This window comes from Ruminococcus intestinalis (assembly GCF_014288065.1).
GTDB classification, from domain to species: Bacteria; Bacillota; Clostridia; order Oscillospirales; family Acutalibacteraceae; genus Ruminococcoides; species Ruminococcoides intestinale_A.
Window position 1 is genome coordinate 67,875 of sequence record NZ_JACOPS010000001.1, and the last position, 12,190, is coordinate 80,064.

Consider the following 12,190-nt stretch of genomic DNA (forward strand, 5'->3'; position numbering starts at 1 on the left):
CACGCGCTCGATACTGTTTTATTTTTCTGTCCCTCCAATCCGCGCCCTTGCAAGGGCGCAATACTCGGCGTTTATCTCAATGCCTATATAATGCCTGTCAAGCTGCCTTGCGGCTGCTCCCGTCGTGCCGCTGCCGAAAAAGGGGTCAAGCACAACGCCGCCTTTCGGACAGCCCGCCTTGATACAGGTTTCGGCAAGTTTTGGCGGGAACGCGGCGAAATGCCCGCCCTTGTAGGGTACGGTATTGATAAGCCACACGTCCCGCCTGTTCCGCATGGTCGGCATGAGGGCTTCGTCGTAGTAGCTGCCGCTTCTCGCCCGGTTAAGCCCCTGTACTTTCCCCTGTCCGGGTACTTCGTCCGCATATTTCTGTCCCGCGCTGCGCCCGGTGCGGTACCGCGCCGCCGTTGTGGGGGCTAACGGCTCGGCTATGGCGGCTGCGTCATAGAAATATTTCTTTGACTTCGTAAGCAGAAAGATATGTTCATAGCAGCGGGTAGGGCGGTCTTTCACGCTCTCCGGCATGGGGTTTTCTTTCTGCCAGATAATGTCGCTCCGTAAATACCACCCGTCAGCGCGTAGGGCAAAAGCTAAAAGCCAAGGGATACCGATTAAGTCCTTTTGTTTGCAGCCGGAAACGCGGTTGTTTTTTGCAATCTGCTGTCCGTTTCTGCCTTTCGGGTTCTTCGGGTCTGCATGGTAGCCCTTGTTCCCTGTGCCGCAGTAGGTGTCCGCGATATTCAGCCAGAGCGTACCGTCAGAACGCAGTACCCGGCGCAGCTCGCGGAAAACCTCGGTCAGCCTGTCAATGTACTGCTCCGGCGTGTCCTCCCGCCCAATCTGCATATCAAGCCCATAATCCCTAAGCGCATAGTAGGGCGGGCTTGTGACGCAACAGTGTACGCTTTCCTCTGGAAGCTCCCGCAAGGCATAGAGCGCGTCCCGGTTGATGATGGTGTCAGTTTTCAGCCCGTTCATGCTTCGCCCACTTCCTCCGGCTTCGTCGTCATTACCCGGTAAAGCTCGGTGTCTTTCGGGAAGCGGTCTACAAAGGGCAGCACCACGTTCCCGTAGAAGATAAGCCCCTCGCCCGCTTCGGTGTGGGTGACATATTTCATCTGCTGCGGGGAGATGTTGAGCTGCTTCGCAAGGATAGCCCGGTCGCCCGCCGCCTGATTGAGCATGAGGACAAAATCAGAGTTTTCAAAGATATTCTCCACTTCGCGGGAAGCAAGCAAATCCTTGACATTCTGCGTAATGGCTGTGGGTATGCCGCCCCATTTTCTGAAACGCTTCCAGATTTCAACGGAATAGGCGGCGGTCTGTTCCTCTTTCAAGAGAAGATGAAATTCGTCCATAAAATACCGGGTGGATTTCCTTTCTGCCCGGTTGACGGTGACGCGGTTCCATACCTGGTCCTGCACAATGAGCATACCTAACTTTTTGAGCTGCTTCCCAAGCTGCTTGATGTCAAAGCAGACAAGGCGGTTGTTCAGCTCCACGTTGGTACGGTGGTTGAATACGTTAAGGCTCCCGGAAACATACAGCTCCAACGCCGCCGCAATACGCGCCGCTTCCGGCTCCGGCTGCTTCAAAAGCTCGTTGTAGAGGTCGCCCAAGATAGGCATTTTCTCCGGGTCGGGGTCTGCAAGGAAAGGGCGGTACACGTTCCTAACGGCGCGGTCAATGACGGTCTTATCGACGGGCTGCAAGCCCTCCTTGCCGCCTATGACAAGCTCGCAGAGGGAGAGGATAAAGTCGGATTTCAGCGCAAGGGGGCTGTCGTCCTCGCTGTAATTGAGGTTAATATCCATAGGGTTCACATACTGGGGCTTCCCGTCAATGCCCTTGCCCGTAGGGGATAAGCGTATCACTTGCCCGTCAAGCCGCTGCACAAGGGAAAAATACTCTGCTTCCGGGTCGCAGATAATTATGTCGTCGTCGGTAATGAGGAAAGCGTTTGTCATTTCCCGTTTGGCGGCAAAGGATTTCCCGCTTCCCGGCGTACCCAAGATTAAGCCGTTGGGGTTCTTTAGCTGCTTGCGGTCGCAGAGTATCATGTTGTTACTAAGGGCGTTTAAGCCGTAGTACAAAGCCGCGCCCGTCTGGAAAAGCTCCTGTGTGATAAAGGGGATAAAGATAGCGGTGCTTGACGTGGTAAGCCCTCTTTGAATGGGGATAAGGTTCTCCCCAAGCGGTACAGAGGACATAAGCCCCGCTTCCTGTTGGTAGTCAAGGCGGGTTAAGGCGCAGTTGTTCTTCTGTGCAATGCCCGCCGCCGCGAATACGTCATTTTCCAGTTTCCGCTTCGTGTCCGCCATGTTCACCACAAGGAACGTCAAGAGGAACATTCTTTCATTCCGGCTCTGCAAGTCCTGTAAGAGATTCTTCGCTTCGCTGCCGAAAGTGGCAAGGTCGGACGGTATAATATCCATGTCATAGCCGCTGCGTACCGCTTTCTTCTGTTCCTCGATTTTCATTTTGTCAAGGTCGGTAATCTTGCGCTTGATTGTCTTTATGGCTTCGGTCTGGTCGATACTGTGGATATGCAGATTGACGATAACGCCCGTTTCCAAGTCCAGAATGTCAGATAAGATACGGTCGTTTAATTCCGGCGCAAGGATTTCAAGGAATGAAACCGCGCCGATTTTGCGCCCCATGCGGAAATAACGCCCCTCGCCAAAACGGAAAGAGGACGGGGCGATAAAGTCCTTTGTGGAAAGCCCGGACGGGGCAAGCCATGAAAAATCAAAGGCAAACTGCCCGCCCTCCGGGTGGAAAATGCCATGCAGCATTTTAAGGCGTTCATAGCCTGTCATGGGGCGGGCAGACACGCCCAAGAGCTTAAAGTTGTTGAGTACGTCCGTTTCGATACGGGCAAGGCGGGATTTCGCCGCGCCCAGACTGTCGGCTTCAATGGCAAAGGTGATATATTTTGCTTTGACAAGCCCGTTGTTGCCCTTTGCAAGCTGGTTTTTCAGCATATCCCGGTATTCTGTGCGGATAGAATTGAAAGCGTCCTCCTGTGCCGGGATATTGACCGCCTTTTCCGCTTCGCCGCGCTGCGTCCCTTGATTGATGAAAGAAAGCTGCACCGAAACGGAAGCGTCAAAGTAGTTGAGGAAGTCGCACCAGTTCTCAAAAATGGCGGTCTTGTCGTCTGCCTGTGCAAGCTGATAGTTAATATCTTCAAAGGCGACGGTCTTTGAGTATTTCCGTCCCGTAACCTTGCAGATACCGTCCGGGTACATCTGGATATAGGGGATTGTCTGCTGCGCGGTGTGGGCTTTCCCGTCGCCCTTTGCCTGTCTGATGATTTCCGCAATCTGCTTTTTCTCGGCGCGGGTGAGCTTGCGGGGCGGGTTAGGCTTTGTGCTTCCCGCCGCGCTGTTTCTTCGTGTTTCCTTTTGCAATCGCTGATACCTCCTTTTCAAGTTTTCTCTGCCGTTCTAAGACGGAATAAAAGTTGTCTGTCCTGTATGGTCGTTCTTTGGGGGCTATGAATTTTGTCCGTATGATGTTCTTCACCACCACTTCAAGGGGCTGTCCATGCTTCTCATACATGGCAAAGAGGAAACAGGGCAGCATGACGGCAATCATAGCCATAGACGCAAGGCTTGTGCCTGTGCTGTCTTTGAGCAGAAAGAAAAGCGGCAAGCCGAACAGGAGAGCCGCCGCAAAACATACAATCTGCCGTTTGGTAAGGTTGAAAGCTACTTTTGTCTTGACTTTGGATAAGTCTTTGGGTACGGGTACATACGCCAAGTGAAAACCTCCTTTCTCTGGGTTTGGTGTTGCTGTAATTTTCCATAAGGGTAATCAAGGCAAAGGTCAATCTATGCCCTTTGCCCGCCCGTATTATATGGGGGTTATCCGCGTCAAGGTCGGGTCGTATTTTCGCCGCTTCGCTCTGAAAATCTCCACCCTGCCCTTGACACGCCGCTAATGCGCGGAGAATATCGACTTCGCCAGTGCGCCGGATTTGAACAGGGAGAAACAGAGGATAACGGTATAGGCTGCAAGGGAGAATATCGCGCTGTGCAGATTGTCCGCTATTATCATGTTGTTTACCAGAACCGCGTAAATGCCGACGCATATCATAATGAGGAAGCCTTGAAAACCGATAGCGAACAGGGATTTTAGGTAGTTGTTTCCTATCTGCCCCCATTCCCGGTTCGTCATAGTTGCAAACGGGATAGGCGATACCGAACAGTAAAGGTAAATTTCTATCATGCGCCCGTAGAGGATAACGGTTATCAGTACGGACATGATTTTCATGCACAAGCTCACAAGGCTTGTTTCCATGACAAGTAAGAGCAGTTCGGGGATTTCCATAGCGTCAAGCCCGCTCTGCATGGAAGCAAGGGCGGCGGCAACATCAATCTCTGTGCTGCCGCCGATTACCCCCGCCGCGCCGGAAACAACGTGCTGCGCCATATCGAACACCGCCATAGTAATGTCAAAGGTGTGCGTCACAAGGTAGACTGCCACAAACGCCTTGAACACCCACTTGAAGAACATGGAAGTGTCAACGTCGTGCATATTGTTCTTTTCCGTTACCATGCTGATAAGCTCATAGCATAGGACGTAGGTAATGACAAGCCCCGCAATGGGTACGATTACATTTTCACTAAGGGTCTGTATCATGGAGAATATATTTGCGTTCCACCCTTGCGGGGTCTGCCCTACCTCTGCGGCGATAGTGCCGACTTTTTCGTTTACGTCCCCGAACATAGTTGACAGATTACCGTTTATGGCTCCTATGAGGATTTCCTTTATCCATTCGTTAATCGCGTCAAGTATGCTCTGCATAAGCCTTTACCCGCGCTTCTTAACCGAACAAGCCGGAAAGCAGCGGTACAAGGGTCATGCCGATAAGGGCAACGCCGCCGCCCGCCATAAGCTGCTTCATGCCCTGGCTCTTTGCGCCCGGATTGTCATTGCCGTAGCCCTCCATCAGATTGATTACGCCCCAGATACCAAGCCCGGCTCCAAGTGCTACAACAAGGGTCTGCAAAACGTCTACTGCGCTATTGAAAAATGCCATAAATATATCCTTTCTGCCGCGTCTGCGGCTGTCCGGCAAGCGGACAAAAGGCGGTCAGCGTATGGTCGCCGCCGCACAAAAAAACCGCCCTCTGGTAAAGGCGGCTGTCCCCGCGCTGCGTAAGTTCTGCGGCGCGGCGGTATTCAGTTGTAAGGGGTGCGGCTCCTGCCGCTGTGTACTGCGCCGGAAAGTGGGGGCGCGTATCATGTAGCCGGTATGGATAGATGTGATTGCTTCAATCGCTCCTTTCTGTGTTCCGCTGTGCTGCCGGACGTTTTTTTCAGACTTGCGGGAAGTGAATAGCTTGCGTAGCAAGGTGTTCGCTTCCCGCAAGTTCACAAAGGGGTAGCTGCCGCAAGGCAGCGTAGGGGAAGTGTAGCTTCCCCTGTCCCCCGGCGGTCTGCCATGCTGTCACTGTTGCGGGATAAGCCCCCGGCGCGTGACATACTCCGTTGCAAAACGGCGGTGTTCCGCTTCCTTTTCCCGCCAATACTCCCATAATGCAGCGTCGGCGGCTTCCGCAACATTCATTAAAAACCGTTCAAGCTGCTTTTGTTTTTCCTCTGCGCTACGTTTCCTCATGGTCTGCGTCCTCCTGTAAGTCTGCCGCGTCAAGCTCGTAATAGTCAAAAACCTCGTCGGGCTTGACAATGGCGGGGCGGCGTTTAAGGTGCTTTTCCATGTCAAAGGCGTTCTTCGGGTCTGCGTCGGACAGGTACTTGTATTTCGGGTGCTTCGTTATGTCGAATTTGTCCGAAAAGAACGGGCGCACCCCGCGTAGCTGCAAGATACATTTCCCTCCGTCCATGACTGCAATTTCATCTTCCGTCATAAGCTGCTTTCCCAATTTCTGATAGTTCAGCCCATGCGAAAGCTCCCGCCCCCTTGTTTCGGACGTGTTAAAGCTGTCTATCGTTTCTTTTCCTAAAATTTCCGATATTTCTTTAAGGGTGGTTTTCTCCTTGCCGCCCAAGAAAAGCGTGGTGTCGCAGTTGCCGACTATGGTATCGGCGTTGTCTTTGTAAATGGCTTTTAGCTGTGACTGGCTCTGCAAGATGATTGACGCGGATATTTCCCGGCTCCGTATCGTTGCAATGAGCTTTTCAAACTTTGGTATCTGCCCGATATTCGCAAATTCATCAAGTAAGCACCTAACATGGACGGGAAGCCGCCCGCCGTATTCATCATCTGCCTTGTCACAAAGCAAGTTGAATAGCTGTGTGTAAAGGATTGAAACGACAAAGTTAAAAGTGTCGTCGGTGTCGCTGATGATGACGAAAAGGGCGGTCTTTCTGTCGCCTATGGTGTCAAGCTCCATTTCGTCGGTTTCCATAAGCTCCCGCAGCTCCTTAATGTCGAATGGGGCTAACCTCGCGCCGCATGAGATAAGTATGCTTTTTGCGGTCTTGCCCGCCGCAAGTTTGTATTTTTTGTACTGCTTGACTGCAAAATGTTCCGGGTCTTTTTCTTCCAGACGTTCAAACATGAGGTCAACCGGGTTCTGGAAATCCTCGTCGTCCTCGCGGGCTTCCGACGCATTTATCATCTCAAGCAGCGTCGTGAAGTTCTTCTCGTCCTCCGGGGCTTCATACCAGATGTAGCCGATTAGCGCGGTGTAGTAGAGCTTTTCCGCTTTCACCCAGAAATCCTCGCCGGATTTTTCCCCGTCGCCTTTGGTGTTGGCGATAATGGTATTGACTAACTTCAAAATGTCCTTTTCGCTCCGCAGATAGGCAAAGGGATTGTATTTCATGGATTTTTTGAAGTTAATCGTATTTAGCACTTTGATACGGTATTTGTACCGCTGTAACATTTTCCCGGTTTCCAAAATCAGTGTTCCTTTCGGGTCAGTGACGATATACGACGTTGGAAAATCCTTTGACGTACATTGCATGAGCGACGGTTTCACAAAGAACCGGGTCTTGCCGCTGCCGGAACCGCCGATTACAAGGATATTTTTGTTTCTTGCGTATTTCGGCTGCTTCGGGCGGCTGTTCATGGTGAGCCGTTCCGTCTGCGTTAAGGGGATATTGTTCTCAAATACCGGGTCGGTGTACGGCTTTATGTCGTCAGCCCCGCCCCAACGCGCCGAACCGTATTCTGTCCCGCGGCGGTATTTCTTCGCGTTCTTGCCTTTGGTGTAGATAATCAGCCGGACAATGACCGCCCCCGCAATGCCTAAAGCTAAGTCTGCCGGGTGGAAGCTCGGCGCGATACTGGAAAAGGCGGCGGTAAAACCGTCCCCAAGATGTAGCAGCTTTGCGCTTGCGTCCGCGCCGGGGGAGAGCCGGACAGCCGCGCCCACTTTATCAAAGAGCCAGACAAAGAGCAGATACGGGAGATTTAGGATAAGCAGCTTCTTGATTTCCGGCTTCATAGCGATACCTCCCTGTCCTTGTTCTTGACCTTTGCCCGTTCCGCGTTTCTGCCCTGTGCAGCTTCTTTGAGGGTAGAGAGCAGCTTTCGGATTGAGGGCTTTTTCTCCTGTGTCAGCTTTTTTGCGGAAAATTCCTTAAAGGCTGCGGTCAGTACGTCCGCGTCCCGCCCCTTGAAGAAAACCAGATAGCGGGGCGGGCTTTCCGTCGCGTCCTTTTTCAGCGCAAAGTCGATACCGTACTTTTTCGCCGTACTCTCAAAGGCTTTGATATTGCCCTCGGTAATCTCAATGTTGGAAACGCCCGCGTTCTGCTTCATAAGCTGCTTTAAGCTCTGCTTGCCCTGTGGCGGTTTTGCAAGCTGCTTTTTGCCCTTTGACAGTATGGCTTTCATTGCCTTTTGGAGCGTCTGCGCGGTCAGCTTCCCGGTCTTGATGTAAAGGGCTATGGTCTTTTCGTTTACTTCGTCCTGCAATTTGTCGCGTCCTCCTTTCGCGTTTCTTTATGGGGCGGCGGTCAGATACGCACCCGCAGCCCGTTCAAGTCCTCGGCTCTGATACCCACAAGATACCAGTTGTCGCCGTACTCAATCCGGGTCGGCTTCCACTTGCCCCGCACGAATACGTCAAAGCACTCGCCGCAATGCAAGCCCCCGTAGTAGCTGTTTAAGTCAAAGCGGATGTCGTAACGGTCGGTGCGCTCGTCAAATACCAATGCTCCTGTCATTTTCTGTGCCATAATAAAATCCTCCTTTTGTGGTTGTGGGTGGTTACAGGCTTTCGCCCTCATTGCATGAATAATAGTCCGGGTCGCCGTACTGCGGCTTTTTCGGTGACAGTGCGCCGCTTGCCATGTCATGGGCGACAAGGGAAGTGTAGTAGTTGCCGATTGTGGACGGGGCGTTGAAAAGGGCGGCTTTCAGATATTGCTTGATGTTGCGGATTTTGGTTGTGTTCTCCCGCATACAGTCAAGCACAAAGCGGATATGCTCGCCGTCTAGTTTCATAAACTTTGACTTCACAAGCTCTGCCGGGTAGTCGTCCCCCGCAATCCGTACCCGCTTTCTGGCGGTGCATACGGTTTCAAGCATGAGGTCTACAATCTCGTCCAGCCTGTCACTGTCAAACTTCATGTCCTGTTTGAGAATGTGGTAGTCGATATTGTCCTTGATGATTTCCCGGTATATATCAACTGCGCTCTGTGCTGCCGCTTCCGTTCCTTTCCGTTCCGGCGGCGCAGCCGCTTCTCTGCAAGGAGAGGGGTTAGGGGAAAGGATAGGAATGGAATGGGTACTTGATAAATCTGTATTTGATTTTTCTTTTTTTGGTAAGTCAGTTCTTTGTATATCTTTATTTAATTGCGTTGGATTTTCCAACGTAGGTTTTTCCAATGTTGGTTTTTCCTGCATTGGATTATCCAATGTTGGATTTTCCAATGTAGGTAAATCCGGCGTAGGCGGCTGCGGCTGCTCGAATATCACATAGTCCGCGCCCCGCAAGCGTCCTTTCTCGTCGCGCTCCCTTGAACGGACGATATACCCGGCGCGTTCAAGTTCCTTAATGGCTTCGCGGATAGCGTCTATCTTCTCCCGGTTGATAAGGGATAAGCCTTTCAAGGTGTAGTCCCAATCTTCGGGGAGTGACAGCATTTGCGACAACAGCCCCTTTGCCTTTAGGGAAAGCTCCTTGTTGCGTAGGTGGTGGTTGCTCATTACGGTATAGCCCTTGTTTCGTTCCACTCTGAAAACTGCCATAGTTCATAGCTCCTTTGCTTTGGATTTGTTACGCAGTAGAAGCGCGGTTTCGGGGGATAAGGTATAAATCCCTTTCCGCGCCAGATACGCGCCCGGAAAACCGCTTGTAGCAAGGCTTTTTCTGCCCCTACTGCGTAACAAAGGGCATGAAAAAAGCGGCGTTCCTGTTCTCCCATGTAGAGAGTAAGAAACGCCGCTTCTGCGTCGTATTCAGTTTTTAGTACAATACCCTGCTTGTCCGTCGCTCGAAAAACCTTGATTTTCCAGTGTTTTCAAAAGTATCGTTATCTAACGTCAGCTTTCAATAGACCTGACTTCAACAGAATGATTGATGATATGAACAACGGCTTGATAGGTACAATAATAACAAAGGATTTGTCAAGACTTGGCAGAGATTATCTTAAAACAGGTACATATCTTGAAATCATATTTCCGCAGAATAATGTCAGATATATAGCGATTAATGACGGAGTCGATTCTGAAACAGACAGTAATGAGTTTATTGGAATAAGAAACTATTTCAATGATTACTATGCGCAAGACATCAGCAAGAAAATACGCTCGGTAAAAACTGCCGCAATGAACAGAGGTGAGCGAACCAACGGAAGCGTGCCTTACGGATATATGTTAAATCCCGACAATCCAAAGCAGTATCTGGTTAATCCGGAAACCGCACCGATAGTCAAAAGAATTTATGAGCTGTCAGCAGCAGGCTACGGAGTTGCAAAAATCCAAAAAATTCTTGAAGATGACAAGGCTATATCTCCTGCTATTTACCTGTTTCAGAAGTATGGAAGCTTAAGAGGTAAGCCTGATCCAAGCCGTCCGTATAACTGGCCGAAGCGTACAATCCGCAGAATGCTTAGCAATCCCGAATATCTGGGAGCAACCGTTTGCGGCAAGACTTATTCAAAATCAAATAAGCTGAAAAAACGAATATCTGTTCCAAGATCGGAATGGAAAATATTTGAGAATACACAGGAGCCTATAGTTGACAGAAAGCTCTGGGACATGGTTCAGAAAAAGTTTGACGGCAGAAAGAAAGCAAATAAAACAGGACTTACCGATAAGTATGCAGGATATCTGTACTGCGCTGAATGTGGTGCGAGGATGTATATCAACCGAGCAAAAAGCTTAAAGGAAACACAAGAATGTTATACTTGCGGAACTTATCAGACAAAGGGAAGTCATCATTGTTCATATCATTATATTCGTGCTGTAGTGCTTGATGAATTGGTACTCAACAGGCTGAGAGAAATTACTGCGTTCGCAAGAGAAAACCCTGCTGAGTTTTATGAAATAGCAAAATCAAAAGCAGAAAAAGAATCCAAAAAGCTTATAAAGATTTCAAAAGGCGAGATTACTGCCGTACAGAAACGCATAACAGAGCTTGACGGAATTATAAGATGTCTGTATGAGGACAGAGTTGCAGGACGAATCACGCCGGAACGATTCGAACTTCTTGTATCGGGTTATGAGCAAGAGCAGGCAGAGCAAAAACAAAAGCTTGAAAATCTGAACAATGAGATCTCAATACAAGGTACTCGTGATAAGAAAATATCAGAATTTATAGAAAGTGCAAAAAAATATATTGATATCACGGAAGTAACACCTGAAATTTTGCATGCATTCATCAAGCGAATAAACATACATGAAAGAGCAATTCCTCGGTCTCAGAAGTGCGGTAATCAGATTGATATTTACTATACCTTTGAAGCTGATGAGATGCTTTCAGTATAGTCAGAACCTCAATTAATAAGCGAACACCCGAGAGGAAAAATCTCGGGTGTTCAATAAGAATTTTTTATCCGATAAGCAACACTGCTTCATTGCTCCGTGTTTATCGAACTAAAGGCAAAAAGCAAACAGAAATTAAAAGAGTTGCAAACCGATATTGCAATGGAGCTGACACGCTCCAAGATTGAAGTGGATAGATTAACGCTAAGGCAGAAAGAAGGCTTCTTGTCGGTGAACCCCATAGGTTCAAATCAATTCGGACTTTTGTATGAAAGAGTGTTGCCTGCTTCATCTGTTGCAAATCTGTTTCCGTTTAATTTCAGTGGTAAGACAGACCCTAACGGCTTGTATATCGGTCGAGATAAGTACGGCACGAATATTCTCGTTGATTTTGACCGCAGAACTGAGGACAAGACAACGAGTAACATTCTTATTCTCGGAAACTCAGGTCAGGGTAAATCGTATTTATTGAAACTTATCCTTACAAATATTCGTGAAAGCGGAAAGAAAATCTTATGCCTTGATCCCGAAGCGGAGTATGAGGATTTGACAAATGCCCTCGGCGGTTGTTACATTGATTTTATGTCGGGCAAATACAAAATCAATCCGTTAGAACCAAAGGATTGGGGTGAAGCAAATGAAGAAGTTGACTCCAAAACACCCGAACCGTTCAAGCGTGTTACCCGATTATCACAGCACATTGCGTTCTTGAAAGATTTTTTCAGAACCTACAAGGATTTCACGGACGCACAGCTTGATACAATTGAAATTCTGCTTATGAAGCTGTATGCAAGGTTTGGAATTACCGATGCAACCGATTACAGCATAAAAAAGCCTACTGATTTTCCTGTGATGAGCGATTTCTATGACTTGTGCGAAGAAGAATATATGACCTACGACCACAAGCGGAAATATCTCTACACCGAAGAAATCCTGCAGGAGGTTTGTCTGGGTATTCATTCAATGTGTGTCGGTTCTGAAAGTAAATACTTCAACGGTCACACGAACATTACTGATGACAAATTCTTGTGCTTCGGGGTTAAGGGTTTGCTTGATACTAACAAAAGGCTCAAAGATGTTAAATATAATTATTGTTCGAAACCGAATAGGATGTAATTAAACGAGATGACCTTTATTGTTTATCTCGTTTTTATTTAGTGAAAAATATGTTTATATTTCAAAAACTATTTTAATTAACTAGTTTGCAAAAAAGTATTATTGATTTTCTTGACAACTTTGAATTTATACGCTAAAATTATATATAGAACATATGTTCTA

At 48.8% G+C, this 12,190-nt stretch carries 11 protein-coding genes and 1 pseudogene; 2 read left to right on the forward strand and 10 right to left on the reverse strand.

Features of this window, described 5'->3' with window-relative positions; translation table 11 throughout:
• Nucleotides 1-18 precede the first annotated feature (18 nt).
• The 10 genes from H8R91_RS00325 to H8R91_RS00370 form a co-directional block, all read right to left on the reverse strand.
• Nucleotides 19-978, reverse strand: coding sequence for a DNA-methyltransferase (locus H8R91_RS00325; RefSeq protein WP_006876012.1), 960 nt, complete (start codon nucleotides 976-978; stop codon nucleotides 19-21).
• Nucleotides 975-3,326: a VirB4-like conjugal transfer ATPase, CD1110 family gene (locus H8R91_RS00330; protein WP_431733266.1), complete on the reverse strand. Its 2,352-nt coding sequence runs from the start codon at nucleotides 3,324-3,326 to the stop codon at nucleotides 975-977. Before H8R91_RS00330 ends, H8R91_RS00325 begins: the two co-directional genes overlap by 4 nt.
• A gap of 37 nt (nucleotides 3,327-3,363) precedes the next feature.
• Nucleotides 3,364-3,765 (reverse strand): PrgI family protein, encoded by a 402-nt coding sequence (locus H8R91_RS00335; RefSeq protein ID WP_007037042.1) that lies wholly within the window; start codon nucleotides 3,763-3,765, stop codon nucleotides 3,364-3,366.
• 177 nt (nucleotides 3,766-3,942) lie between these two features.
• Nucleotides 3,943-4,812 (reverse strand): VirB6/TrbL-like conjugal transfer protein, CD1112 family, encoded by an 870-nt coding sequence (locus tag H8R91_RS00340; RefSeq protein WP_002584320.1) that lies wholly within the window; start codon nucleotides 4,810-4,812, stop codon nucleotides 3,943-3,945.
• 19 nt (nucleotides 4,813-4,831) lie between these two features.
• Nucleotides 4,832-5,047 (reverse strand): Maff2 family mobile element protein, encoded by a 216-nt coding sequence (locus H8R91_RS00345; protein ID WP_002569168.1) that lies wholly within the window; start codon nucleotides 5,045-5,047, stop codon nucleotides 4,832-4,834.
• Nucleotides 5,048-5,458: 411 nt separating this feature from the next.
• A complete protein-coding gene (locus H8R91_RS00350; RefSeq protein ID WP_002569167.1) occupies nucleotides 5,459-5,629 on the reverse strand; it encodes a hypothetical protein in 171 nt (56 codons plus the stop codon).
• Nucleotides 5,616-7,424: a VirD4-like conjugal transfer protein, CD1115 family gene (locus tag H8R91_RS00355; RefSeq protein WP_007037036.1), complete on the reverse strand. Its 1,809-nt coding sequence runs from the start codon at nucleotides 7,422-7,424 to the stop codon at nucleotides 5,616-5,618. Before H8R91_RS00355 ends, H8R91_RS00350 begins: the two co-directional genes overlap by 14 nt.
• Nucleotides 7,421-7,897 (reverse strand): PcfB family protein, encoded by a 477-nt coding sequence (locus H8R91_RS00360; protein WP_007037035.1) that lies wholly within the window; start codon nucleotides 7,895-7,897, stop codon nucleotides 7,421-7,423. The genes H8R91_RS00355 and H8R91_RS00360 overlap by 4 nt, the downstream gene beginning before the upstream one ends.
• 41 nt (nucleotides 7,898-7,938) lie before the next feature.
• Nucleotides 7,939-8,160: a DUF5348 domain-containing protein gene (locus tag H8R91_RS00365; RefSeq protein ID WP_002569164.1), complete on the reverse strand. Its 222-nt coding sequence runs from the start codon at nucleotides 8,158-8,160 to the stop codon at nucleotides 7,939-7,941.
• A gap of 31 nt (nucleotides 8,161-8,191) precedes the next feature.
• On the reverse strand, nucleotides 8,192-9,175 hold the full coding sequence (locus H8R91_RS00370) for a DUF6017 domain-containing protein (RefSeq protein ID WP_007037034.1): 984 nt from the start codon (nucleotides 9,173-9,175) through the stop codon (nucleotides 8,192-8,194).
• Between the two features lie 255 nt (nucleotides 9,176-9,430).
• On the opposite strand from H8R91_RS00370, the gene H8R91_RS00375 reads away from it, so the two are divergent.
• Together H8R91_RS00375 and H8R91_RS00380 are read left to right on the forward strand one after the other, a co-directional pair.
• Nucleotides 9,431-10,915, forward strand: a complete 1,485-nt coding sequence (locus H8R91_RS00375; RefSeq protein ID WP_279287536.1) for a recombinase family protein — start codon at nucleotides 9,431-9,433, stop codon at nucleotides 10,913-10,915.
• A gap of 81 nt (nucleotides 10,916-10,996) precedes the next feature.
• A pseudogene (locus tag H8R91_RS00380) lies at nucleotides 10,997-11,989 on the forward strand (VirB4 family type IV secretion system protein); the annotation flags it as partial.
• Between the last annotated feature and the right edge of the window lie 201 nt (nucleotides 11,990-12,190).

Coding starts and splice junctions, on each gene's coding strand:
- H8R91_RS00325 (WP_006876012.1), bottom strand. CDS start 978: ATGAACGGGCTGAAAACTGACACCATCATCAACCGGGACGCGCTCTAT.
- H8R91_RS00340 (WP_002584320.1), bottom strand. CDS start 4,812: ATGCAGAGCATACTTGACGCGATTAACGAATGGATAAAGGAAATCCTC.
- H8R91_RS00345 (WP_002569168.1), bottom strand. CDS start 5,047: ATGGCATTTTTCAATAGCGCAGTAGACGTTTTGCAGACCCTTGTTGTA.
- H8R91_RS00350 (WP_002569167.1), bottom strand. CDS start 5,629: ATGAGGAAACGTAGCGCAGAGGAAAAACAAAAGCAGCTTGAACGGTTT.
- H8R91_RS00355 (WP_007037036.1), bottom strand. CDS start 7,424: ATGAAGCCGGAAATCAAGAAGCTGCTTATCCTAAATCTCCCGTATCTG.
- H8R91_RS00365 (WP_002569164.1), bottom strand. CDS start 8,160: ATGGCACAGAAAATGACAGGAGCATTGGTATTTGACGAGCGCACCGAC.
- H8R91_RS00370 (WP_007037034.1), bottom strand. CDS start 9,175: ATGGCAGTTTTCAGAGTGGAACGAAACAAGGGCTATACCGTAATGAGC.